We start from the raw sequence: 23,717 nt of genomic DNA on the forward strand, positions 1-23,717 counted from the left end.
GTGGAACCACGGACGATCGAACGGTGGACATCCCGACGGACCGTCACCGACCACGGCCCGGACCGTCAGGGCAGGGGTCCGTCAGGGCAGGGGTCCGTCAGGGCAGGGGTCCGTCAGGGCAGGGCGACCACCGACCGCGCGACCGCCGGCGAGGCGACCGTGGGCGGGGCCACGGCGCCCCCCGGGTGCACGGCCCGCAGGGCGCGCTCGACGGTCGCCCGGTTCTCGCCGACCGGAGCGACGTAGTCGAGGACGTCGCGCGCGGCGGCCTCCCCGAGCGTGCGGGTGATCACCCAGGTCGCGAGGTACTGGGAGGCGAGGCACCCGCCCGCCGTGGCGATGTTCCCCTCGCTGTGGAACGGCGCGTCCAGCACGGTGACGCCGCAGGCCTCGACGTAGGGCCGGGTCGTGCGGTCCGTGCAGGCCGGCCTGCCCGTCAGCAGCCCGAGCCGGGCCAGCACCAGGGCGCCGGAGCACTGGGCGCCGATCAGCTGCCGCGCGGGGTCGAGCACCAGACGGGAGACCAGCCCGTCGTCGGCGACCACGTCCCGGGTCTTCACCCCGCTGCCGATCAGCACGACGTCGGCGTCGGCCACGAACTCCATCGGACGCTGCCCCGTCACCTCGACTCCGTTCATTCCGGGGTCGGGGTCGTGATGAAGGCCTCCAAGCCGTCCGCACGGCAGCGGTTGATCAAGGCGGAGGCAATGAAACTGTCGAGTTCGTTGAACCCGTCGAAGGTGACCACCGCTACCTGCATCCGTACTCCTCACCTCAAGGACACCCCGGTCCGCCCGGGGGGCCGCGAATACGCTCGGAATTCCACCGGAATTCCCTGTCACGGGGTGCGGAGCCATGAGGAATTCCCCTGCACCGTCCGCTTTCGGGTCGGCCCCGTGACCGTCCGATCGCGCTTGTCGGGCCGAGGGACACAGCCGGTCCGCACACGTCAATATTTACTTCCCCGGATTCCCTCTGCATAGTGTCGGGTCGAACCGAGAGGGGCTTTTCCTTGTCGCAGATCCATGGCAGCGCCGCACTCCAGGTGGAGCTGGAGCGGGCGCAGGTGTCCGTCATAGGCGAGGTGTTCGACGAGCGGCTCGCCGGGGCGCGGGCGCAGTTGGCGCGGGTGCTCGCGTCGCGGGCGGGCAGTGCGGGCGAGGTGTACGAGCGGGAGGTGGCGGCCGGGCGGCTGGCGGGTGAGGTGCGCCGGCTGGAGGGCGCCGAGGGCGGGTTGGTCTTCGGCCGGATCGACCGGGCGGACGGGACGGCGCTGCGGGTCGGGCGGCTGGGCCTGCAGCGGGAGGGGGACGAGCTGCCGGTGCTGGTGGACTGGCGGGCCGAGGCGGCGCGGCCGTTCTACGAGGCGACGCCGGTCCACCCCATGGGGCTGCGGCGCCGTCGCCATCTGAGCCTGACCGGCCGCACGGTGGTCGGGGTGAGCGACGAGCTGCTGGACGGCTCCGCGCCCACCGCCGAGGACGTCGTCGGCGACGGCCCGCTGTCGGCGGCGCTCCAGCAGCGGCGCACCGGCCGGATGGGGTCGGCGGTGGCGACGCTCCAGACCGAGCAGGACGCGATCGTCCGTTCGCCGCACCGCGGGGTGACGGTGGTGCAGGGCGGTCCGGGCACCGGGAAGACGGTGGTGGCGCTGCACCGTGCCGCGTACGTGCTGTACGCGTTCCCGAAGGCGGCCGAGCGCGGTGTGCTGGTGCTCGGTCCGAACGCGCGGTTCCTCGACTACATCTCCCAGGTCCTGCCCTCGCTCGGCGAGAACGACGTCGTCCTGGCGACCTGCGAGGAGCTGGCCGGTGTCGTTCCCGGTGCCGTGGCCGGGTCCGAGGCCGCGCGCCTGAAGGGGAGGGCCGAATTCGCGGGTGCCCTGGCCGAGTTCGTCCGTTCGTGGCAGGCTCCGCGCGGTGACTTCACCGTCCGGGTCGGGAAGGAGTGGATCCGGCTGGCGGAGGGGGAGGTGGCCGCCGCGCGCCAGGCGGCGCAGACGAGCGGCCTGGCCCACAACCGGGCCCGCGAGCGGTTCCGGGAGCACCTGGTCGACGCCCTCACCAGCGCACTGGCCCGGGGCACCGTCGAGGCGCTGGCACGGATCGACGCCGAGGTCGAGCGGCAAACCGGGATCGACCTCGACCGGATGGCGGCACGGGACCTGCACGCCATGGGCTTCGACGACACACCCTCCTCGGGCGCGGAGGAGTTCGACGCCGACGCCGTCCGCGCCGCCCTCCTCGACGATCCCCACCTCGACCGGGCCGTCGAGGAGCTCTGGCCACGCCTCGAACCCGCCGAACTCGTCGACACCCTGCTGTCGGACCCCGTCGCCCTCGGCACCCACCTGCCCCGACTCACCGACGCCGAATGGGCCCTGGTGCTGCGCACGCCCGGCGCACCCTGGACCGACGCGGACGTCCCGCTCCTCGACGAGGCGGCGAGCCTGGTCGACGGCCCGCCCGAGCAGGACTTCGGGCACGTCGTGGTCGACGAGGCGCAGGAGTTGACCGCCATGCGGTGGCGGATGGTCCTGCGCCGGTGCCCGGGCCGGTCGATGACCCTCGTCGGCGACTTCGCCCAGGCGGGCCCGGCCACCGCCGCCCGCGGCTGGGACGAGGCCCTCGATCCGCATCTCGGCCGGCGCTTCGACCTGCGGACGCTGACCGTCAGCTACCGGACCACGCAGGAAATCCTGGCCACCACCGCGGAGTTGCTCCGGAGGATCGCGCCCGAGCAGCCGCCGATCAGCTCCATCCGGCACGGCGAGGAGCCCTGCACCGTCACCCTGCCGCCGGCCGGGCTCACCACCGGCCTCCTCCGCGAACTGCGGGCCCGAAGCGCGGCGCATCCGGGCGAGTTGCTCGGGGTGGTCTGCGCGGACGACCGGGTCGAGGAGCTGAGCGCCGCGGGCGTCGAGCGGTACGCCCGGCTGGTCCCGGCCTCCGAGGCGCGCGGCCTGGAGTTCGACGAGGCCGTCGTGGTCGACCCGGACGGCATCGTCGCGGCCCGCCCCGCCGGCGAACGCGACCTGTACGTCGCCCTGACCCGGGCCACCAAGCGGCTCCGCACGATCGCCATCGGGCCGACCGGCGCATAGGACAGGCGGGAGGGACCGGCGGGAGGGGCAGGCGGGCAGCTCACGGCGGGCAGGAGGGCCCGGCGGGCAGGGCCGGCCCCTCCCGATCCTCCGGCCGTTCACGTACTCGGCGGCATCACAGCTCCCGGCGCATGAGGACGCACATCGTCTCGTACCGGCGGATCGAGCCGTCCGGCGCCTCCTCGTCCCAGGCGTCGGGTTCGCGGCCGTACGCGGAGTACCCCAGGCGCTCGTACAGGGCGCGGGCGCGGGGGTTGTCCTCCTCGACGGCCAGTTCGCTCCGGGTCAGTCCCCTCTCCCTGATGCGCTGCTCGGCTGAGCGGATCAGCAGGGTCCCCAGGCCGCAGGACTGGAGCGCCGGGTGCACGGCGAGCTGCCACACGGTGCCGGCGCCGTCGGAGGCCCGGTAGTCGATGCCGCCGATCGCCACCGGCCGGCCGGTGGGTGTGCAGACCGCGAGGTAGTCCACCTCGCCCGCCGCCGCGCGCACCAGCTCGCGTCCCACACTGCGCAGATGAGTGGCCGAGCCGGACCAGGCGCAGTCCGGCAGGTCCTCGTGCCGCAGGTCCCGCACGGTGACGGACAGGGCGACGGCGGTGCGGGGCGGGGCAACGGCCACAGCGGACGGGGCAACGGCCGCACCGGACGGGGCAACGGCCGCGCCGGCCGGGGCGACGACCACACCCGGCGCGGCGGTAGCCTCCCCGGCCGGTCGCAGCAGCGCCAGGTCCTCGCCCCAGGCGTCCAGCGTCGCCGCGTGGCCCGCCGCCCGCGCCACCTCCTCCACCCGCCCGAACAGCCCCCGTTGGGCGGACACCTCACCCGTCCGCTGGATCCGCGCGACCGTGTCGAGCAGCGCCCGGCCGTCCCAGCCCGGCAACGGGTGCCGCTCCAGTTCCCAGGCCAGGTACTTGTTGTAGGGGCGGGGTCGGCGGTCCAGCGCGAACAGCAGTTCCAGCAGGTGGCCGACGCTCTCCGCGGCGTCGAGGTGGGAGGCCAGAGCGAGGCCGTCACGGGCGTTCTTCACCGAGCGGTACAGCCAGTTGACATAGGCGTCCAGCCGGGCGGCGGCGACGGCATGCGCCTCCTCGACACCGAGCCGGCCCTTCGCCGCGAGGATCGCGGCGAGCGCGCCGTCGGTGCGGTCGAGCACGACCCGGGCCCGGGCGAGAGCGTAGCGCTCCAGGCCGCCGCACGCCCGCAGGCCGTCCAGCGTGGTCACCACCACGTCGAGTGCGGCCGAGCGGTGGCCGTGCAGACCGGCCAGACCGGTCGTGGCACCGTCCGCGAGGACGAGGTACACGTCGTGGTCGGAATGTGCGGTGGTCATGCCGTCGTGCGTCCGCGACCCCTTGAGGACGATCCCCACCACCTCCTCGTCGAGTGCGGCGCGGGCGACGAACTCCTCGTACCCGAGGGGTGGTTGCTCGAAGGTCTCGGATCGGATCACCATCACGTCTCCCCGTGCGGCCGCTGTCGGACATCCGGGAAGCTAGCCGCGCCACCCCGCCCACCGCACGCCGTTTTCTCCCGGCTCCCCGGCCGGCGGGTTCCGCGGCGGTGGTGGCCGGTCGGGCGGCGGCCCCGAGGGGACTGCTCGACGGCGGTGAGAGGTGACCGGCCCGGGGTGGTGCTTTTCCGGAGGTCCGAAGGAGCGAGCGGGGGCCGGCGGGCCTACCCGCCCCAGGCCTCGAACTCGTAGACGCGGGCGGCCGGGTCGGTGGTCTGGGTGGGCTTGGTGACCACCAGCCGGACGTAGCGGGCGGTGGTGCTCACCGGGTGCGTCGTCGTACCGGCCGTGTTGCCGGTGACGGTGGCGACCGTCGTCCAGGGATCACCGGTGCTCGACCGGACCTGGATGGAGAAGTCGCGGGTGTTGTACGCACTGCTCTCGCCGCCGGCCGAGGCGTGCTTGACCACGAACTTCGACAGCTGCTTCGCCGAACCGAGGTCCACCTGCAGCCATTTGGCGGAGGTCAGGGTGCACCACTTGTCGCCGGTGCCGCCGCCGACGCTGCCGTTGACGGCCTTGGCCGGTCCCTCGTCCGCGTTGCACTGGCCGGAGCCGGTGGCCGGGCGGTTCAGCGCCAGGTTGCCGGCGGTCGGCGGCGCACTGTTCCAGTTCACTGTCGTGGAGGTGACGTTGGAGCGCCCCCAGGTGGTGGACACCGCCTCGACGTCCAGGGTGGTGGTGGCCTCGCTCCCCGCCCGGTCGAGCCGCCCGACGAAGTAGGCGTCGTTGGGTGTCGCGCCGAGGAAGGTCCGGCTGCCGTCCGCGTTGCGCCGGTACACCTCGTAGTGGCGGACGTTGCCGCCGGGCGCCGCCGTCCAGGACAGCCGCACCGACTGGCGGGAGCCTGGCGTCACGTCGCTCGCGCCCAGGACGGTGAGGCCGCTCGGCGCCGCCGGGGTCTCCACCGACCCGTCGTAGACGGCGATCTGGCCGACCCGCAGGTCGTACGCGGGGTCGGAGCCCTCGGCCCGCAGTGCGATCTGGGCGATGGTGCGGCCCGCGTACGGGGAGAGGTCGAGGGTGTGGCGCTCCCACCCCGTCCCGGAGTTCGAGCCGACGGCGATCGTGGTGAAGCTGTTCGGCGCGTCGGTGAAGGCGACGGCGGCCTTGAGCCTGGTCGGCCCGGCCGCCGGGGTCTTGACCACCAGGTCCAGCTTGGTGCTCGCGGCGACCGGCAGCGCGGTCTGGTACAGCCGCACGGTGTTGGGGGCGTCCAGGGTGCCGCTCAGCCGCAGCGAGGAACCGCCCTGGTAGGCGTCGGTGAAGTCGACGGACGGGCTCAGCCTGCTGCCGGCCGAGTCGACGACCCAGCGGTAGGTCGGCGGGACGTCCTGGAGCGAGAGGTTGTTCCAGCCGCCGGTGGCGACCCGCGTGCCGCCCGCGTTGTAGAAGTCGCCCTGCCCGGTGTCGAAGGTGGTGACGAAGGGCTTGGCGGTGATCGGCGAGGACTCGGCGACGTAGCCGGCCAGGCCGGGCCAGCTCGCCGAGAGGTCGATCCGGGACGGGTCGTTGTTCGCGCCGACCCAGTAGCGGGCGTCCCTGGCGTAGAAGTCGGCGCGGTCGGTGGCGGACTTCCAGGTCCACTCCGGGCGGTAGAGGCCCAGCGAGGTGGTGTGCGGGCCGCCGGACGGGAAGAGGGTGTTCCAGTCCACGCCGGTGTTGTAGCCGTTGGCCTCGGTGTCGATGCCGGAGTAGAGCTCGTACTCGCTGCGGCCGAGCTGCCGGGCCAGCGCGCGGGAGGAGTCCAGGCCGCTCGCCGACCAGCCGAAGTTCAGGAACATCGAGTCCGCGACGCGCTTCGAACCGTCCTGCAGGAACGGCGAGTTGGCGGCGGTCAGCGCGTTCTGCCAGTCCACCGCGCCGGAGGTGGTCATCGCGTCGTACCACATGAACTCGGTGCCGCTCTGCGCTTTGGTGTACTGCATCAGGTTGCGCAGCTCGCCGGCCAGGGCCGAATCCCCGCCGCCGGTCTCCTGGTTGATGAACCAGCCGTCGAAGCCGTAGTACTGCGCGGCCTGGACGAGCTTGTCCGCGACGGGGTAGCGGCTGCCGGACTTCTGGACGAAGTCGCGCACCCACTGGATCCGGCCGCCGTACGCACCGGGCGGGAAGAAGACGGTGCCGTAGACCTTGACGCCGTTGCGGTGCGCGGCGTCGATGACGGTCGGGTTGGGCGCGAGGATCAGCCCCTCGCCGGCCGAGCCGCCCCAGAAGACCAGCTTGTCGACGTACTGCCAGTAGCCGAAGGCGTAGTAGTTCGGGTCGGCGGAGCCCTGCGAGGGGTTGTTGGAGGTGGGGCCGAAGGAGACCAGCGAGGCGATCCGGCCTTCGCCGGCACGGGCGTTGGGGTTCGCCCTGAGCGCCGGGTCGCCGGTGCGCGGCTGCAGCGGGACGCGCGAGCGGTTGAAGCGGGCGTCCGGGTCGGTGGCCGGGTCCCAGCCGAGGATCGAGCTGGGGTACCAGTACGAGGCGAAGGGCTGGCTGCCCTGACCGGCAGCGGCCACCGGCGGGGCGGAAGCGGGGCCGGAAGCGGGACCGGGACCGGGCGCAGCCTGGGCGGCGGGCCCGACACCGAGCACGGCCGTCGCGAAGGTGGCCGTCGCGAGCGCGGCGCCGAGCAGCGGGGGGAGACGTCTTGACATGCGGGGCTCCGATCGAGCGGAGTGGGTGGGGGCGGGCCCACCGGCAGCGGCAGGCCCCGGTGCATGCGGGCGTGGCGGTGCTCACCGAGGGAAGTCGGCGGTCGGGAGAAGTCGACCGACGGGTGATGTCGACAAGGGCGATGTCGACGGGAGCGGGAATCCGACGCGCGAGGGGAATGCAACGAACATGACAAACGGGCGGTGCGCCGGACCGGACCCCTTCGGCGCAGCGAGGCTAAACCGGTTCAGAACCGCTGTCAACGACTCGCGCAGCAACCACCCCGGGGAGCGAGGTCGCGGCCGACCCGGCCGCCGGCGGCGAGGTGGACTCCCGGACGGTCAGCCGCGGCGTGGCCATCCGCAGGTCCCGCCGGGGCCCGGCCTCGTCCAGCGCCTCCAGCAGACTGCGGGCGACCTGCTCGCCGAGCGCGAACGTGTCCCGGCTGAGCGCGGTCAGCGGCGGGTGGACGATCCGGGCGAGCACCGAGTCGTCGAAGGAGACGATGGAGAGCTCGCCGGGCACCGCGACGCCCATCTCCCCCGCCACGCCGAGCCCGGCGACGGCCATCACGTCGCTGTCGTAGACGATCGCGGTGGGCCGCCGGGGCCGGGAGAGCAGCGTGCGGGTGGCGGCGGCACCCTCGGCGTCGCTGAAGTCGGTGGGCACCGAGAGGGTCTCCTCCAGGCCCAGCCGGCGCGAGGCGTCCCGTAGGGCGCGGATCCGCCGCTGGGTGTGCTGGAAGTGCGGCAGCCCGGCCAGATGGGCGATCCGGCGGTGCCCGATGGCGGCCAGGTAGTCGACGATCGAGAGCATCGCCTCCCGGTCGTCGGCCCAGATCCGCAGCTGGTTGCCGCCCTTGCCGGGCCCGCCGAGCACGACGGCGGGCAGCCCGAGTCCGTCCAGCACCGGCAGCCGCGGGTCCTTGACCTGCAGGTCGACCAGGATGAAGCCGTCGACCCGGTGCTCGGAGGCCCAGCGGCGGTAGACCTCGATCTCGGCGGCCGTGTCCTCGACCACCATCAGGTGCAGCGCGACGGCGCTGGCCGAGAGCACCGCCTGGAGTCCGGAGAGGAGCTGGCCGAAGAACGGCTCGACGCCGATGGTGCGGGCCGGGCGGGCGATCACCAGGCCGACGGCGTCGGCGCGGGCGCCGCCGAGGGCGCGCGCGGCGCTGTGCGGGCGCCAGTTCATCTCCTCGGCGACCCGCAGGATCCGGGCCCTGGTCGCCTCGCTCACGCCGGGGCGGCCGTTGAGCGCGAAGGACACCGCGCCCTTGGAGACACCGGCCCGGCGGGCGATGTCGGCGATCGTCGGTCTGCCCACAGCACCCGACTCCTCTCTTGACAGCCAAGTTTAGGCGGGAGCATAGTCCCTGCCATAGCTAGACCGGTTTAGTTCGCACGCCAGGCTCCGGAACCCCGAGCTCGGCACGATCCCCCACCCACCCCAGGACCGGGAGACCCTCATGCGAAGAATCTGGGCGGCACTGACGACAACGGCCTTCACCGCGGCGGCACTCACCGGCTGCGGACTCGGCTCCGGCGACACCAAGAGCAGCGACAGCGTGGCGAGTGCGGCCGCCACCGGCGAGGTCAAGGGCAAGGTCTCGCTGCAGACCTGGGCGCTCAAGCCGAAGTTCACCGACTACGTGCAGGGCGTGCTCGACGGCTTCAGGAAGAAGTACCCCGGCGTCGAGGTCGAGTGGCTCGACCAGCCCGGCGAGGGCTACTCCGACAAGGTGCTCAGCCAGGCCGCCGCCGGCACCCTGCCCGACGTGGTGAACCTCCCGCCCGACTTCGCCCTCCCGCTGGCGCGCAAGGACCTGCTGCTGGACGTCGCCAAGGCCGACCCGAAGCTCGCCGACGAGTACGTCGCCGGCGGTGTGGACGCCTACCGCTTCGCCGGCCACCCGGGCACCTTCGGCTACCCCTGGTACCTCAACACCGATGTGAACTACTGGAATTCGGAACTCCTGACGAAGAACGGACTGGACCCGAAGAAGCTCCCGACCAGCCTGGACGAACTCATCGCCCAGGCCCGGGTGATGAAGGAGAGGTCCAGCGGCCGGACCTACCTGATGAGCCGCAAGCCGGGGATCGGCGACCTCTACAACGCCGGTGTGAAGATCATGTCCGACGACGGCAAGAGCTTCACCTTCAACACCCCCGAGGCCGCCGCGCTGCTCGACAAGTACCGGGACGCCTTCAAGGAGGGCCTGCTCCCCCAGGACGTCCTGACCAACACCTACGCCGGCAACTCCAAGCTGTTCAACGCGGGCACCGCCGCCTGGACCACCGCCGGCGCCAACCACATCACCAGCCTCACCGTCGACAACCCGACCCTCGCCCCGAAGGTCGTCCCCTCCCCCGCCCTGGCCACCCCGCCGCTGTACGTCCAGGGCATGTCCATCCCGAAGAGCACCAAGAACCCGGCCGCCGCGGTCGCCCTCGCCCGCTGGGTCACCAACGCCGAGAACCAGGCCGCCTTCGCCCACCTGACCAGCATCTTCCCGTCCACCAAGGCCTCGGCGAACGACCCGTTCTTCAGCAAGAGCGACGGCACCAACGCGGGCGACGCCAAGGTGATCGCCTTCGACTCGCTGGCCAAGGCCAAGCTGATCCAGCCCGTCCAGGTCGACGACGCGATGAGCACCGTCATCAACCAGCAGATCGCCCTGGCCATCAGCGGCGAGGCGAGCTCCCGGCAGGCGCTGGACACCGCCGTGGAGCAGTGCGACAAGCTGCTCAAGGGCTGATCCCGGCCGCGGCCGACGCGCCCGCGGCAGCCACCGCGCCCCCGCGCTCGCTGCGGCCACCGCCTCCGCCGCTCCCCGGGAAACACCCGCACCACCCCCAGGCCCCAGGAAGGCAGGCGCATGACCCACCGGCGTTGGTTCACCCCCTGGCTGCTCGCCGGGCCGGCGATCGTCTGGCTGGCCGTGTTCAACCTCTGGCCGGCCGTCAACACGGTGATCCTGTCCTTCACCAACGCCAAGCCCCTGGGCGGCGGCCGGTTCACCGGCCTGGAGAACTACGGCCGGCTGCTGGACGACGACCAGCTCGCCGACGCCCTGCTCAACAGCGTCGTCTTCATGCTGGTCTGCGTGCCCCTGCTGACCGTGCTGCCGCTGCTGCTCGCACTGCTCGTCCAGCGGAAGATCCCCGGCATCACCTTCTTCCGCACCGCCTTCTACACCCCGGTGATCGCCTCCGCCGTCGTGGTGGCGATCATCTGGGGCTGGGTGCTGGACGACCGCGGGCTGGTCAACGGCCTGCTCCGGCAGTCCGGGCTGGCCGGCTCCCCGGTCTCCTTCCTGACCGACCGCTGGCTGCTGCTGTTCAGCGCGATCGCCCTGACCGTCTGGAAGGGCCTCGGCTACTACATGGTCATCTACCTGTCCGCCCTGGCCAACGTCCCGCGCGAGCTGCACGAGTCGGCGGCCGTGGACGGCGCCGGGCCGCTGAGCCGGTTCCGGCACGTCACGCTGCCCGGTGTGCGGCCGACCATGATCCTGGTCTCCGCGCTGGTCTCGGTGAGTGCGCTGCGCGTCTTCTCCGAGCTGTACGTGCTCTCCAACGGCCAGGGCGGCCCGGGCGGGCGGGACATGTCGGTGGTGATGCTGATCCAGATGTACAGCCGCGGCTTCAACGGCCACCTCGGCTACGCCTCCGCGCTCAGCCTGCTGCTGTTCCTCGTCACCCTCGGACCGATGCTGTTCCTGATGCGCCTGAACCGGAAGGCGGCCTGACCCCGTGACCACCAGCCCGCCGACGACCGCCGGGTCCACCCCCGACAGCGCCACCACCCGCGCCACCCGCACCACTCGCCCCACCGACAAGCCGCGCAGGGGGTCGCGGGGCTTCAACACCCCCTCCCCCGCCGGGACCGCCGTCCGCTACCTGCTCCTGCTGCTCGTCCTGCTCCTGGTCATCGGCCCCTTCCTCTGGCAGCTGTCCACCTCCCTCAAGGGCCCGGCCGAGGACGTCTACACCAGCACCCCGGCCTTCCTGCCCGACCAGCCCACCCTCGGCAACTACGGCAAGGTCGCCGACACCATCCCGGTGTGGACCTACGCGCTCAACTCGGTGGTCGTCGCCGCGATCTGCATCACCGGCAACGTGGTGGGCTGCACCCTGGCCGGCTACGCGCTGGCCCGGCTGCGCTTCCGCGGCGCCCGGCTCCTCCTCGGCCTCTTCCTCGCCACACTGGTCCTGCCCGGCGAGGTCACCATCGTCTCCCAGTACGTGCTGGTGCGCGGCCTCGGCCTGGCCGACACCCTGGCCGGGGTCGCGCTGCCCGGGTCGATCGCGATGCTCAACGTGCTGCTGATGCGCACCGCCTTCGCCGCCGTCCCGGTCGAACTCGACCAGGCCGCGCTGGTGGACGGCGCGAGCGTCCGGCAGCGGCTGTGGCACATCGGGCTGCCGAACGTGCGCGGCATGCTCAGCGTGATCGTCATCTTCACCTTCATCGGTGCCTGGGACGACTTCCTCTGGCCGCTGATCGTGCTCAACGACCCGCAGAAGTACACCCTCACCGTCGGGCTGCAGTACCTCGACGGCACCTTCTCCGCCAACCCCCGGCTGATCGCGGCCGGCACCATGATCGCCTTCCTGCCGGTCGTCGTGGTGTTCGGCCTCTGCCAGCGCTTCTTCTTCCGGGGCGTCGAGGAGGGGGCCGTCAAGGGCTGAACCCGCCGGAACACGAAACCCGACGGAGCACGAAACCCGACGGAGGACAAGACCCGGCGGAGCACGAAACCCGGCGGAGGCGGTCCACCGTCCGTACGCCCCAACCCAGTCGAGGAAGCTCTCCGATGACCACCGCCCCCCGCTTCGGCGTCAACTACACCCCCAGCGCCGGCTGGTTCCACCACTGGCTGGACTTCGACCTCGACGCCGTGCGCGCCGACTTCGACTCCGTCGCCGCCCTCGGCCTGGACCACGTCCGGGTCTTCCCGCTCTGGCCGCTGTTCCAGCCCAACCGCACGCTGATCCGACCGCGCGCCGTCGAGCAGCTGACGGCGCTGGTGGACGCGGCCGGCGAGCGCGGGCTGGACGTCGCGGTGGACGGCCTGCAGGGCCACCTGTCCAGCTTCGACTTCCTCCCCGCCTGGACCCGGACCTGGCACCGGCGCAACCTCTTCACCGACCCCGAGGTCCTCGACGGCCAGGCCGCCTACCTGCGCACCCTCGCCGGGGCGCTGCGCGAGCGGCCCAACTTCCTCGGGATGACGGTCGGCAACGAGATCAACCAGTTCTCCGGCGCCCCGCACCCCGACCCGGACCGGGTCACCCCCGCCGAGGCCGAGGCCTGGCTGCGCCGGATGCTCGACGCCTGCGAGTCCGCCGCCCCGGGCCGGCTGCACCTGCACGCCTCCTACGACGCCGCCTGGTACCTGGACGAGCACCCGTTCACCCCCTGGCACTCGGCCCGGCTCGGTGCCGCCACCGCCGTGCACTCCTGGGTGTTCAACGGCACCGCGCAGCGCCACGGCGCCCACTCCACCGCCACCGCACAGCACGCCGCCTACCTGGTCGAACTGTCCAAGGCCTGGGCGGACGATCCGGCCCGCCCGGTGTGGCTGCAGGAGGTCGGCGCGCCCGCCCCGCACATCGGTCCCGAGGACGCGGCGCGCTTCACCGGCGCCACCGTGGCGGCCGTCCTGGACTGCCCGGGCCTGTGGGGCGTCACCTGGTGGTGCTCCCACGACGTGGACCGCTCGCTCGCCGACTTCCCCGAACTCGAATACAGCCTGGGCCTGTTGACCACCGACCGGAGGGTCAAGCCGGCCGGCGCCCGGCTCGCCGAGGCGGCCGCCGAGGCCCGCCGCGCCTGGCAGCCGCCGAAGCCGCGCGACATCGCCGTGGTGGTCGCCACCGGCGACGAGGTCACCTCCCCGAAGCGCTCGGTCTGCGGCCCGGGCGGCTCGGTGTACGAGGCGTTCATGCGCCTCGCCGAGGCGGGCGCCCGCCCGACCGCCGTCCTCGCCGAACGCGTCGGCGACCGGGCGCACCTCGCCGCGCGCGGCATCACCGAAGTGCTCCACCCCGACGACGTACGTTCGCTGTAGGCCCCGTCCGGCGGATCCTCCCGGGTCCGCGGAGCTCCGCCGGACAGGCCTCGTCCGTGATCCCTCAGCCCCAACGGAGCCGCTGACATGCACGATGACCGCACCCTCGTCGAGTCCCGTCTCAAGCGCGTCCTGGCCGAGCGCATCCGCCCGGCCGTCTACCCCGAGTCCGTCCCGCTGGAGGTCGGCGTCTGGACGGCGCCCGGTGAGCCCGTCCCGGTCGCCGAGGGCCTGGCGGCGCCGCGCAGCCCGATCGCGGTCGGCGACGCCTGGGGCGCGCCCTGGGGCACCAGCTGGATCACCGTGACCGGTACGGTGCCGCAGGCCTGGGCGGGCCGCACGGTCGAGGCGCTGATCGACCTCGGCTTCGACGCCAACATGCCCGGCTTCCAGTGCGAGGGCCTGGTCTACCGCCCGGACGGCACCCCGGTGAAGGGCCTCAACCCGCAGAACCAGTGGGTGCGGATCGCCGCCCCTGCGGTCGGCGGGGAGCCGGTGCTGCTGCACGTCGAGGCGGCCTCCAACCCGGTCATCATGGACTACCGCCCCTTCCTGCCCACCGAGTTGGGCGACAAGGAGACGGCCGGCGACCGGCCGCAGTACCGGCTGGCCCGGATGGACCTCGCCGTCTTCGACGAGACGGTCTGGCAGCTGGTGCTGGACCTGGAGGTGCTCGGCGAGCTGATGGCCGAACTGCCGGTGGACGGCGCCCGCCGCTGGGAGCTGCTGCGCGCGATCGAGCGGGCGCTCGACGCCGTCGACCTGCAGGACGTCAACGGCACGGCGGCCGCGGCCCGTTCGGAGCTCACCGCGGTGCTGGCCGCACCCGCCGTGCCGTCCGCGCACCGGATCAGCGCGATCGGCCACGCGCACATCGACTCGGCCTGGCTGTGGCCGCTGCGCGAGACCGTCCGCAAGGTGGCCCGCACCACCGCCAACATGACCGCGCTGCTGGAGGACGAGCCGGACTTCCTCTACACCATGTCCCAGGCCCAGCAGTTCGCCTGGATCAAGGAGCACCGCCCCGAGGTGTACGCGCGGGTGCGCAAGGCGGTGGCCGAGGGCCGTTTCGTCCCGGCCGGCGGGATGTGGGTCGAGTCCGACACCAACATGCCGAGCTCGGAGGCGATGGCACGGCAGTTCGTGTACGGCAAGCGGTTCTTCCTGGACGAGTTCGGGGTGGAGAACCACGAGGCCTGGCTGCCGGACACCTTCGGCTTCACCGGCGGCCTGCCGCAGATCATCCGCAACGCGGGCTCCAAGTGGCTGCTCACCCAGAAGATCTCGTGGAGCCAGGTGAACACCTTCCCGCACCACACCTTCCTCTGGGAGGGCATCGACGGCACCCGGATCTTCACCCACTTCCCGCCCGTGGACACCTACAACTGCTCCATGAAGGGCAGCGAAATCGCCCACGCGGCACGGAACTTCAAGGACAAGGGGGTGGCCGGGCACTCGCTCGCCCCGACCGGCTGGGGGGACGGCGGCGGGGGCACGACCCGGGAGATGGTCGCCAAGGCGGCCCGGCTGCGGGACCTGGAGGGCTCGGCCACCGTCCGCTGGGAGAAGCCAGCCGAGTTCTTCGCCAGGGCCGAGGCCGAGTACCAGGACCCGCCGGTCTGGGTCGGCGAGCTCTACCTGGAGCTGCACCGGGCCACCCTGACCAGCCAGGCGAAGACCAAGCAGGGCAACCGGCGCAGCGAGAACCTGCTGCGCGAGGCCGAACTCTGGTGCGCCACCGCCGCGTTGCGCACCGGGGCCGCGTACCCGTACGAGCAGCTGGACCGGATCTGGAAGACGGTGCTGCTGCACCAGTTCCACGACATCCTGCCCGGCTCCTCGATCGCCTGGGTGCACCGCGAGGCCGAGGCGACCTACGCGGCGCTGGCCGGCGAGCTGGAGGGCCTGATCGGCGCGGCCCAGCGGGCGCTCGCCGGGGACGCCGGAGGCGGGCGCGAGCTGGTGTTCAACGCGGCGCCGCACCCGCGCTCGACGGTCCCGGCCGGCGGGGCCGCCGTGGTGGCTGCCCCCGCGGAGGGCTGCACGGTGGCCGAACGGCCCGAGGGCGGCTACCTGCTGCGCAACGGCCTGCTGGAGGTCGTGGTGGACGCGGACGGCCTGGTGGCCTCGGTGGTCGAGCTCGCGAGCGGCCGGGAGACCGTCTCCCCCGGCAGCCGCGCCAACCTGCTCCAGCTGCACCCGGACTTCCCCAACATGTGGGACGCCTGGGACGTCGACCGGTTCTACCGCAACACCGTCACCGACCTGACCGGCGTGGACGCGCTCACCGCCGCGGCCGACGGCGGGCGGGCGAGCGTCCGGATCGAGCGCTCCTTCGGCTCCTCCACCGTCGTCCAGACCCTCACCCTGCACGCGGGCGAGCAGCGCCTGGACGTCGACACCGAGGTCGACTGGCACGAGACCGAGAAGTTCCTCAAGCTCGCGTTCCCGCTGGACATCCACACCGAGCGCTACGCCGCCGAGACCCAGTTCGGCCACCTCCACCGCCCCACCCACACCAACACCAGCTGGGACGCCGCCAAGTTCGAGGCCTGCAACCACCGCTTCGTCCACCTCGAGGAGCCCGGCTGGGGCGTCGCCCTGGTCACCGCCTCCACCTACGGCCACGACGTCACCCGCACCGTGCGCGACACCGACGGGGGCACCACCACCACGGTCCGCTGCTCGCTGCTGCGCGCCCCGCGCTTCCCCGACCCGAAGACCGACCAGGGCCTGCACCGCTTCCGGCACGCCCTCGTCCCCGGCGCGGCGATCGGCGACGCCGTCCGCGAGGGCTACCGGATCGGCCTGCCCGAGCGGCGGGTCACCGGCACGGCCGAGCGGGTCGCGCCGCTGGTGGAGCCGGACCACGACGCGCTGGTGGTGAGCGCCGTCAAGCTCGCCGACGACCGCAGCGGGGACCTGATCGTGCGGGTCTACGAGGCGTCCGGCGGCCGCACCCGGGGCCGGCTGACCACCTCCTTCCCGCTCGCCGACGCCGTCCCCTGCGACCTGCTGGAGCGCCCCTGGGACGGCACCCGCGGCGACGTGGCGGTCGAGGACGGCGCGGTGCGGCTCGCGCTGCGCCCGTTCGAACTGGTCACGCTGCGTCTGCGGGCGGCGGGATAGGGCCTGTCTCCCGGATCCTTGCCGGCCTGCTCTACGCTGTGCGGCGCCCCGCCCCTCGCGGCCGGGGCGCCGCCCCCGCTACCCCCTGGAGACCGCCGTGCCGCTCACCCCGCTGTTCGCCGCCGTCGACATCGGCGGCACCAAGATCGCCGGCGCCCTGGTCGACGGCGGGGGACGGCTGCGGCACCGGCTCCAGCTGCCCACCCCGGCCACCGAGCCCGGCCCGGCCGTGCTCGCCGTGGTGCACAAGGTGCTGGACCAGCTCGCCGGCACCGACGACTGGGCCGCCGTGACGGCCCTCGGGATCGGCAGCGCCGGCCCGGTCGACCTCGCCGAGGGCACCGTCAGCCCGGTCAACATCCCCGGCTGGCGCGGCTTCCCGCTGGTCGCCGAGGTCGCCGCGCACCCGGCGGTGGCCGCGCGCACCCTGCCCGTCCACCTCGCCGGGGACGGCGTCGCGATGGCCGCCGCCGAGCACTGGCAGGGCGCCGCCCGGGGCGCGGACAACGCGCTCTGCCTGGTGGTGTCCACCGGCGTCGGCGCCGGACTCGTGCTCGACGGCGCGGTCCGGCCCGGCCCCAGCGGCAACGCCGGGCACCTCGGCCACATCACCGTCGACCTGGACGGCGAGCCCTGCCCGTGCGGCGCCCGCGGCTGCCTGGAGGGCCTGGCCAGCGGCACCGCCATCGCCCGCCGGGCGCTCGCCGAGGGCTGGCGGCCCGCGGGCGAGGACCGCTCGGCCCGCGCCGTCGCCGCCTCCGCCACCGCGGGCGACCCGGTCGCCCGCGCCTCCTTCGACCGCGCCGCCCAGGCCCTGGCCGCCGGCATCGCCGCCACGGCCGCCCTGGTGGACCTGAACCGCGTCGTCATCGGCGGCGGCGTGGCCACCGCCGGGGACGTGCTGTTCACCCCGCTCGCCCACCACCTGGACCGCTACGCCACCCTCTCGTACGTCCGCGGCCTCGACGTACGCCGCGCCGAACTCGGCACCGACGCCGGGCTGATCGGGGCGGCCGCGCTCTGCCGCTGAGCGCTCACCGTGCCGCGCGGCGGGCCCACCCGGGCCCGCCCGAACGGCTCACGCGGGGGTGGGATGCCCGAACAGCAGGTCGTAGCCCTCCGGCAGTTGCTCGACCACCCGGTCGATCAGCTCCTCGGGAACCAGGTCGGCCACCGTGCTGAGCACCGCTCCGATGTCCCACTGCGCCGTCGCGGTGGTCGCCCCGTCGATCCACCCGACCACGCCCTGGACGAAGCGTTCGGCGCTCAGCGGCTCGGACGCGGGCTCGGCGTCGCGCAGCAGCGAGGCGTACGTCCCGGGCAGCGCCTCGGCGAGTTCGGTCCGCTCCGAGCCCACCAGGTGCTCGCCGAGCAGGGCGAGCACGACCCGGGCTGCGTGGTCCGCCTCCGCCTCGCCCCGGTACTCGCCGCGCTCCACGACGCGGGCGAGGAAGTCCTCCCAGGAGATGGTCATCGCGTCCTCCTTCCGGTCGGCGGGACCGGTGGGACCGACGGCGGTGCGCGCCCCGGGCCGGGGAGGGTGACATCGCGGCCCGTGACCGCCGTGGGACGTACCGGTGCCCGTGCTGCTCAGCGTAACTCGGCCCGGCGCCCCGGGAACCGGCCCGAGGCGATCGGGTCCGGCCGGGCGCCGGGGATCCGGCCTCGGCGGATCGACGCCGTTGTCGATCACGCCGCCGGCCCGGGGACCGCGCCCCGGGGAGCGGGTCCGCCCGCCGTCAGTCCACCGTCAGCCCGCCGAAGTGCGGCACCGTCTGCGGGGTCGGCGCGAGGACCAGGCCCGGTCCGCCGGGCCGGACGCCACCCGCTGCGTCGGCGTCGTCGCCGTCGCGGTGGCCCGGGTGCCCTCGGCACGCGCCGTGTCCGGCATAAACGCGGACAGAAAGCGTCGCTCGTTCGGGCTCAGCGTGCGCGAGCGGCCGGATTCGCGATCCCGGGCGACCACCACGGTCCGCGCCCGCATAAAGGTCAGCGGCTCCCGGCAGACATTCACCTCGACGTGCGCGGAACTCCGCCCGATGCGTTCCACGGTGAGCCGCACCGACAATGGCTCGGGGCCGTGGTGCAACTGCTCCAGATAATCGATCTCGTGCCGCGCGATAATGAACCCGGACGGGAACAGCGATTCCCGGACGGCGGTCGCGTGGTGGCAGAACAGGTCGTAAATCCCCTCCTGGATGTAGCCGACCAGCCGGGCGTTGTTGATGTGCCCGTTCTCGTCGACGTCGCTCCACCGCGTCGGGCAGGCCAGCACGTGCGCGCCCAGGTGCACCGCGCTCACTGCTGCGTCAGCCCGGCGCCGGCGGGCAGCAGCGCCCGCTGCAACCTGGCGAAGTAGGCGGCGTGTTCGGCGGCCATCCGGGCCGCGGTCCAGCCCTCCTCGGCGGCCTCCGCGGCCGCCTGGACGACCAGGCTGTCGAGTACCGCGTCGACCGAGCGGCACAGTTCGGCGACCGCCGCGAGCCGCTCGGTCACGTCCGAGCCGCCCGCCGCGTTCCGGGACGGAAACGCGGCCAGCGAATCCACGGCGAGCTGCAGATCGTCGAGCGTTTCCGGTCGGCTTTCCGAAGGGAAATTCCGCATGTTTTTCTCCAGGACTCAATCGGCCTTGACGGCCCGGTAACCAGCGTTCGAATACACCGGATCGGTGTCGGCCCCCCGACGCCTTCGACGCTATCCCAGTCGGCGGGGGTCGGCAGATCGTTTTCGGACCACGACGGGAAACTGACTTCCATCGGAGTAGTTTGCGGGGGCACACAATATGCCCCATCAGCCGAACGCTGTCCGCAATTCGAGTGGCATCGCCGACTCGAGGTCCAAGATCCACTACTCGGCGTCGCTGATCTGCTAATAGCCTCCCCAGCCGCCCCACCACCTCGCCCGGCCGAGGTGCGATCCGGGGCCCCGGGCCGTCCGCCCGGCGGGGCAGGACCCGTCGTCGGCAGCCCCCGCGGGCCGCGCTACCGCCCGGACACCAGGTCCGCGGCCCTGGCGATCGGCGAGGTGGTGGCCCGCCCGGCCGCCTCCTGCCGGTCGGCGGCGTGGTACGCGGCGTACATCGCGTGCACCCCCAGCCAGCGCAGCGGCTCCGGCTCCCAGCGCCGCACGGTGTGACCCACCCAGGGCATCCGGGTCAGCTCGGTGTCGCGCCTCAGCACCAGGTCGCGCAGCGTCCGCCCGGCCAGGTTGGTGGTGGTCACCCCGCTGCCGACGTAGCCGCCCGCCCAGCCGAGCCCGGTCACCCGGTCCAGCTCCACCGTGGCGCACCAGTCCCGGGGCACGCCCAGCACTCCCGCCCAGGCGTGGTCGATCCGGGCCCCGGCGGCGGCCGGGAAGAAGCGGTCCAGGATCGCGCGCAACTGCCGCACCGTCTCCACCTGGGTGGAGCCGTCCGAGTCCGTCCGCGAGCCGAACCGGTACGGCACCCCGCGCCCGCCGAGCGCGATCCGGTCGTCCGCGGTGCGCTGCGCGTACATGTAGGCGTGCGCGAAGTCGCCCAGCACCTCACGGCCCTGCCAGCCCGTCTCCGCCCAGAACCCGGCCGGCAGCGGCTCGGTGGCGACCATCGCGGAGTTCATCGGCAGCCAGGTGCGCTTCTCGCCGCGCAGCCCGGCGGTGAACCCCTCGGTGGCGCGCAGCACGTGCTCGGCGGTGACGGTGCCGTACGGCGTGACGGCCCGCGGCCCGCGGTGGGCGTCGCCGGGCAGGATCGCGCTCACCGCCGTGCCCTCGTACACCTCCACCCCGAGCTCGCGCACGGTCCGGGCCAGGCCGCGCACCAGCTTCGCGGGCTGGATGCGGGCGCCGTACGGGGACCACGAGCCGCCGAGGGTGCCCGCGACGTTGACGCGGTCGCCCGCCTCCTTGGCGCCCAGCAGCTCGACCCGGCCCTCCCCGTACCCGCGCTCGGCCTCGACGAAGGCCCTCAGGCGCTCCAACTGCGGCTTGCTGCGGGCGACTTCGAGCACACCGCCGCGGACGATGTCCGCCTCGATCCGCTCGGCGGCGGCGACCTCCACCACCTCCCCGACGGCCGCGTCCATCACCCGCTGCATCGCCGCAGCGCGCTGCCGCCCGTACCGCTTGGCGAAGGCGCCGCGCCCCGCGAAGCCGTTGTACAGCCAGCCACCGTTGCGTCCGGAAGCGCCGTAGCCGCAGAACCGCTGTTCCAACAGGGCGATCCGCAGCGAGGGTTCGGCCTTCTTCAGGTAGTAGGCGGTCCACAGGCCGGTGTACCCGCCGCCGACGACGCAGACGTCCACGTCCCGGTCCCCCGGCAGCGCGGGCCCCGCCTCCGGCACCCCGTCCGCCGCGTACCAGAACGACACCTCGCCGTTGACCGCCGCCACCGGAACCTCCCACACCCTCGCCGACCTGCCCGGACGCTACCCGGGCCCGGTCGGCGCGGACCACCCCCCACACTGCCAGGATCCAGCGCCCCGACCAGCCACCCTGTCAGTCCCCCACCAGGTCCAGCGCCCGCGTCCAGCTGTACGACCCCGGCACGAAGTCCGCGACCCGCACCCCCATCCGCCGCAGCTTCGCGAGGCTCTCCCCGTAGGCCGGATGCGCCGCCTGCGCCGCATTGAGGCACGGCTGCACGGCCACCGGGATCCCCCACCCGTACGACTCGCAGAGGATCCCGAGCGCCAGGGTGTCCGAGATCCCCAGCGCCCACTTGTTGATCGTGTTGAACGTCGCCGGGGAGACCACGATCGCGTCCGGGTCCGGCAACGGCCGGGGCTCCCCCGGCTTCCGCCAGGCGGACCGGATCGGGTACCCCGTCTGTGCGGTGACCGCGCCGACGTCGATGAACCCCATCGCCTGCGGAGTCGCCACCACCCCCACCTCCCACCCCCGCCGCTGCGCCGCCGAGATCAACTCCCCCACCCCACCCGCGACCCCCGCCGCACACACCACCACGTACAACACCGGCATCCCCTCACACCGTCACCGCACCACCAGCTCCGCATGCACCACCTTCCCAAACGGCTCCGCCGCCGCACCCCAACGCCCCTCCGTCAGGTCGTGAACGAGCGCCAACCCCCGATGCCCCTCCTCCTCCGCCCCCGCCACCATCAACACCGGCATCACCCGCGCCCCGTCCCGCACCGCCACCCGCACCCTCCGCTCGGTGACCCGCCGGACGGTGACGGCCATCCTCGTCAGACACCCCGTCTTGACCGCATCGGCCAGCCTCTCGCCCCGGCGTCGGGGCGCAGTGCTCGCCGAACTCGCAGCACTCAGCGCCCACACCGGCGACATCGACCAGATCGTCCACTTCAGCCGGGCGTCGATGGCACTCGCCAGTGAGACGGGATCCGGTGACATCGCCAAGAAGCTCGACGCGTTGATGCCTCGTCTTGCACCCCTGATGAACGACGACCGGATCACCGAGCTGCACCACCACATCGCAGAGCTCCAGCATTCCGCGTAAAGAAAGGACTCCCCATGACCGAGGACGGCCGGATCTTCCGTGAGGCGTGGATCGCCGGGGTGCGCAAGCACTTCCCGGGCGAGCCGCAGCCCGGCTACGTCGTCCCCTGGGAGGACACCCCTGCCTGGGAACGGGCTTCCGCCGCAGCGGTGTTCGAGCAGGTCCGCGGCTTCGTGGCGGTCAGCGCCGGCACGACCGCCAAGCTCACCCGGGAGCAGAAGGGCCGCTTCGTCGCGACCTGCTGGATCGCCCGGATCCACAAGCACATCGCGGACCCCGAGCCCGGCTACGTCGCCGACTGGGACGAGCTGCCCGAGTGGCAGCGGGAGACCGACGCCGACATCTTCGAAGCCATCGAGCGGCGGGTCTGAACCTCGCCGTCCGGTAAATCGTTTGACCCCGCCACGCCACGGCGCTGCACTGTGGCGTGGCACCGCACTCCGTGGTGCCGACAGCCGGGGAGGCAGCGGCAGCCATGGAGATCCGTTCCACGACCGAGCAGGACCGCGGGATCTTCGTCGACACGCTCCATGCCGCGTTCGCCCGCTTCCCGGAGACACCGGCCGAGGACGGCGGCGGCCTGTGGTGGTCGGCGCTCGAACTCGACCGTGGCCTGCTCGCCCTCGATCCGGACGGGCGGCCGATCGGCACCGCCGCCGCGTACTCGTTCGAGCTCACCCTGCCCGGCGGGGCCGTCGTCCCCGCACCCGGGATCAGCGCCGTCGGTGTCGTGCCCACCCACCGGCGGCGGGGCGTGCTCACGGCGATGATGCGGCATCAGCTCGCGGAGCTTCGGGAGCGCGGGGAGTTCCTGTCCGTCCTGCTGGCCTCCGAGGCCTCGATCTACGGCCGGTTCGGCTACGGCCCGGCGACGTACACCCAGCGGCTGACGGTCCCCCGCCACCGGGCGGCCCTCACCGCTCCCCGGGCCGGCGGAACCGGCACCGGCTCGATCGAGGTGCTGAAGCGCGCCGAGTGCGGCGGGCTCCTGGAGGAGGTCTACGACCGGTACCGCCGCGCGCAGCCCGGCGCGCTGTCCCGGCCGCACCGCTGGTGGGCACTGGGCGCCGGACAGCCCCCGGTAGCCCGGGCGCCGCGGTACGTCGCCGTGCACCGCGACGCGGACGGCGTTCCGGACGGGTACGCCAGTTACTGGCTCGACGAGCCCGACACCCTGACCGTCGACGAGGTGATCGCCGCCGACGACGCGGTCCACTCGGCCCTCGCCGCGTGCCTGCTCGGCCACGACCTGGTCTCGGAGGTCGTGTTCAAGCACTCCCCGCCGGAGCACCCGCTGCGCTGGCAGCTCGTGGACTTCAACGCCGGGCAGCTGGGCAAGAGCACGGACTGGCTCTGGGTGCGGATCCTGGACGTCCCCCGCGCGCTCACCTCGCGCGGCTGGCTCGGCGACGGGGAGCTCGTCCTCGACGTCGACGACCCGTTCCTCAAGGAGCGCGGCCGCCACCTGTTGACCGTCCGGGACGGCAAGCCCGACTGCGTGCCGACGGACCGCGAGCCCGACCTGTCCCTGGACGTGCGCGACCTGGGCGCGATCTACCTCGGCGGCACCTCCCCGACCACGCTCGTGCGCGCCGGCCACATCCGCGCCCACCGCCCCGACGCGGCCGCCCTCGCGGACGCCCTCTTCCGCGCCGAGCGCCCGCCGCACTGCCTGCACTGGTTCTGACCCGTACCCGCCTCCGCACCCGCACCCGCACCCGCACCCGCCGCACACTCGACGCACGCGGTGCCCGCCCCCGTCCTGCCGTAGGGGGCGGGCACGGCCGTGTCGGGCCGG

The 23,717-nt window shown here is 73.3% G+C and carries 19 protein-coding genes and 2 pseudogenes; 10 read left to right on the forward strand and 11 right to left on the reverse strand.

What is annotated here, in order from left to right:
* Positions 1-113: 113 nt before the first annotated feature.
* Positions 114-760: pseudogene (locus ACIRD3_RS08060) on the reverse strand (DJ-1/PfpI family protein).
* Between the two features lie 252 nt (positions 761-1,012).
* Here ACIRD3_RS08060 and ACIRD3_RS08065 point away from each other — a divergent pair.
* Positions 1,013-3,103 carry a HelD family protein gene (locus ACIRD3_RS08065; RefSeq protein WP_402213106.1) on the forward strand — a complete coding sequence of 697 codons (2,091 nt, stop codon included), beginning with the start codon at positions 1,013-1,015 and terminating at the stop codon, positions 3,101-3,103.
* A 115-nt stretch (positions 3,104-3,218) separates the two neighbouring features.
* On the opposite strand, the gene ACIRD3_RS08070 is transcribed toward ACIRD3_RS08065, so the two are convergent.
* The 4 genes and pseudogenes from ACIRD3_RS08070 to ACIRD3_RS08085 form a co-directional block, all read right to left on the reverse strand.
* Entirely contained in the window at positions 3,219-3,722 is a 504-nt protein-coding gene (locus ACIRD3_RS08070) for a GNAT family N-acetyltransferase (protein WP_402213479.1), read from the reverse strand.
* Positions 3,723-3,812: 90 nt separating this feature from the next.
* Positions 3,813-4,556 (reverse strand): annotated as a pseudogene (locus ACIRD3_RS08075) (hypothetical protein); the annotation flags it as partial.
* Positions 4,557-4,777: 221 nt separating this feature from the next.
* Positions 4,778-7,258, reverse strand: a complete 2,481-nt coding sequence (locus ACIRD3_RS08080; RefSeq protein WP_402213107.1) for a discoidin domain-containing protein — start codon at positions 7,256-7,258, stop codon at positions 4,778-4,780.
* A gap of 235 nt (positions 7,259-7,493) precedes the next feature.
* Positions 7,494-8,582, reverse strand: coding sequence for a LacI family DNA-binding transcriptional regulator (locus ACIRD3_RS08085; RefSeq protein WP_402213108.1), 1,089 nt, complete (start codon positions 8,580-8,582; stop codon positions 7,494-7,496).
* A 142-nt stretch (positions 8,583-8,724) separates the two neighbouring features.
* Between ACIRD3_RS08085 and ACIRD3_RS08090 the strand changes: the two genes are divergently transcribed.
* The 6 genes from ACIRD3_RS08090 (at position 8,725) to ACIRD3_RS08115 (ending at position 17,491) form a co-directional block, all read left to right on the forward strand.
* Positions 8,725-10,014, forward strand: a complete 1,290-nt coding sequence (locus tag ACIRD3_RS08090) for an ABC transporter substrate-binding protein (RefSeq protein WP_402213109.1) — start codon at positions 8,725-8,727, stop codon at positions 10,012-10,014.
* A 120-nt stretch (positions 10,015-10,134) separates the two neighbouring features.
* Positions 10,135-11,007 (forward strand): carbohydrate ABC transporter permease, encoded by an 873-nt coding sequence (locus ACIRD3_RS08095; RefSeq protein WP_402213110.1) that lies wholly within the window; start codon positions 10,135-10,137, stop codon positions 11,005-11,007.
* Positions 11,008-11,011: 4 nt separating this feature from the next.
* Complete coding sequence (locus tag ACIRD3_RS08100) at positions 11,012-11,950, forward strand: carbohydrate ABC transporter permease (protein WP_402213111.1); 939 nt, start codon at positions 11,012-11,014, stop codon at positions 11,948-11,950.
* Between the two features lie 125 nt (positions 11,951-12,075).
* Positions 12,076-13,332 carry a glycosyl hydrolase gene (locus ACIRD3_RS08105; RefSeq protein ID WP_402213112.1) on the forward strand — a complete coding sequence of 419 codons (1,257 nt, stop codon included), beginning with the start codon at positions 12,076-12,078 and terminating at the stop codon, positions 13,330-13,332.
* Between the two features lie 87 nt (positions 13,333-13,419).
* Complete coding sequence (locus ACIRD3_RS08110) at positions 13,420-16,461, forward strand: alpha-mannosidase (protein ID WP_402213113.1); 3,042 nt, start codon at positions 13,420-13,422, stop codon at positions 16,459-16,461.
* A gap of 97 nt (positions 16,462-16,558) precedes the next feature.
* Positions 16,559-17,491 carry an ROK family protein gene (locus ACIRD3_RS08115; RefSeq protein ID WP_402213115.1) on the forward strand — a complete coding sequence of 311 codons (933 nt, stop codon included), beginning with the start codon at positions 16,559-16,561 and terminating at the stop codon, positions 17,489-17,491.
* 48 nt (positions 17,492-17,539) lie between these two features.
* Here ACIRD3_RS08115 and ACIRD3_RS08120 read toward each other — a convergent pair whose 3' ends face one another.
* The 6 genes from ACIRD3_RS08120 to ACIRD3_RS08145 form a co-directional block, all read right to left on the reverse strand.
* A complete protein-coding gene (locus ACIRD3_RS08120; protein WP_402213117.1) occupies positions 17,540-17,935 on the reverse strand; it encodes a DUF2267 domain-containing protein in 396 nt (131 codons plus the stop codon).
* Positions 17,936-18,211: 276 nt separating this feature from the next.
* Positions 18,212-18,763, reverse strand: coding sequence for an acyl-CoA thioesterase (locus ACIRD3_RS08125; protein WP_402213119.1), 552 nt, complete (start codon positions 18,761-18,763; stop codon positions 18,212-18,214).
* Positions 18,760-19,065, reverse strand: a complete 306-nt coding sequence (locus ACIRD3_RS08130) for a hypothetical protein (RefSeq protein WP_402213121.1) — start codon at positions 19,063-19,065, stop codon at positions 18,760-18,762. Before ACIRD3_RS08130 ends, ACIRD3_RS08125 begins: the two co-directional genes overlap by 4 nt.
* 377 nt (positions 19,066-19,442) lie before the next feature.
* A complete protein-coding gene (locus tag ACIRD3_RS08135) occupies positions 19,443-20,831 on the reverse strand; it encodes an NAD(P)/FAD-dependent oxidoreductase (protein WP_402213123.1) in 1,389 nt (462 codons plus the stop codon).
* A gap of 106 nt (positions 20,832-20,937) precedes the next feature.
* The gene (locus ACIRD3_RS08140) at positions 20,938-21,420 is read right to left on the reverse strand and encodes a flavoprotein (RefSeq protein ID WP_402213125.1); all 483 of its coding nucleotides are present in this window, start codon (positions 21,418-21,420) and stop codon (positions 20,938-20,940) included.
* A gap of 12 nt (positions 21,421-21,432) precedes the next feature.
* Positions 21,433-21,642 carry an ATP-binding protein gene (locus ACIRD3_RS08145; RefSeq protein ID WP_402213127.1) on the reverse strand — a complete coding sequence of 70 codons (210 nt, stop codon included), beginning with the start codon at positions 21,640-21,642 and terminating at the stop codon, positions 21,433-21,435.
* 19 nt (positions 21,643-21,661) lie between these two features.
* Between ACIRD3_RS08145 and ACIRD3_RS08150 the strand changes: the two genes are divergently transcribed.
* From ACIRD3_RS08150 to ACIRD3_RS08160, 3 genes are all read left to right on the forward strand, one after another.
* Complete coding sequence (locus tag ACIRD3_RS08150; protein WP_402213128.1) at positions 21,662-21,919, forward strand: hypothetical protein; 258 nt, start codon at positions 21,662-21,664, stop codon at positions 21,917-21,919.
* Positions 21,920-21,933: 14 nt separating this feature from the next.
* Positions 21,934-22,290 (forward strand): hypothetical protein, encoded by a 357-nt coding sequence (locus ACIRD3_RS08155; protein WP_402213129.1) that lies wholly within the window; start codon positions 21,934-21,936, stop codon positions 22,288-22,290.
* Positions 22,291-22,394: 104 nt separating this feature from the next.
* A complete protein-coding gene (locus ACIRD3_RS08160) occupies positions 22,395-23,606 on the forward strand; it encodes a GNAT family N-acetyltransferase (RefSeq protein WP_402213131.1) in 1,212 nt (403 codons plus the stop codon).
* Positions 23,607-23,717 lie beyond the last annotated feature (111 nt).

It is taken from the genome of Kitasatospora sp. NPDC093550 (assembly GCF_044764985.1).
Taxonomy (GTDB): Bacteria; Actinomycetota; Actinomycetes; order Streptomycetales; family Streptomycetaceae; genus Kitasatospora.

Coding starts and splice junctions, on each gene's coding strand:
- ACIRD3_RS08080 (WP_402213107.1), bottom strand. CDS start 7,258: ATGTCAAGACGTCTCCCCCCGCTGCTCGGCGCCGCGCTCGCGACGGCC.
- ACIRD3_RS08090 (WP_402213109.1), top strand. CDS start 8,725: ATGCGAAGAATCTGGGCGGCACTGACGACAACGGCCTTCACCGCGGCG.
- ACIRD3_RS08095 (WP_402213110.1), top strand. CDS start 10,135: ATGACCCACCGGCGTTGGTTCACCCCCTGGCTGCTCGCCGGGCCGGCG.
- ACIRD3_RS08105 (WP_402213112.1), top strand. CDS start 12,076: ATGACCACCGCCCCCCGCTTCGGCGTCAACTACACCCCCAGCGCCGGC.
- ACIRD3_RS08110 (WP_402213113.1), top strand. CDS start 13,420: ATGCACGATGACCGCACCCTCGTCGAGTCCCGTCTCAAGCGCGTCCTG.
- ACIRD3_RS08120 (WP_402213117.1), bottom strand. CDS start 17,935: ATGACCATCTCCTGGGAGGACTTCCTCGCCCGCGTCGTGGAGCGCGGC.
- ACIRD3_RS08130 (WP_402213121.1), bottom strand. CDS start 19,065: ATGCGGAATTTCCCTTCGGAAAGCCGACCGGAAACGCTCGACGATCTG.
- ACIRD3_RS08140 (WP_402213125.1), bottom strand. CDS start 21,420: ATGCCGGTGTTGTACGTGGTGGTGTGTGCGGCGGGGGTCGCGGGTGGG.
- ACIRD3_RS08145 (WP_402213127.1), bottom strand. CDS start 21,642: ATGGCCGTCACCGTCCGGCGGGTCACCGAGCGGAGGGTGCGGGTGGCG.
- ACIRD3_RS08155 (WP_402213129.1), top strand. CDS start 21,934: ATGACCGAGGACGGCCGGATCTTCCGTGAGGCGTGGATCGCCGGGGTG.
- ACIRD3_RS08160 (WP_402213131.1), top strand. CDS start 22,395: ATGGAGATCCGTTCCACGACCGAGCAGGACCGCGGGATCTTCGTCGAC.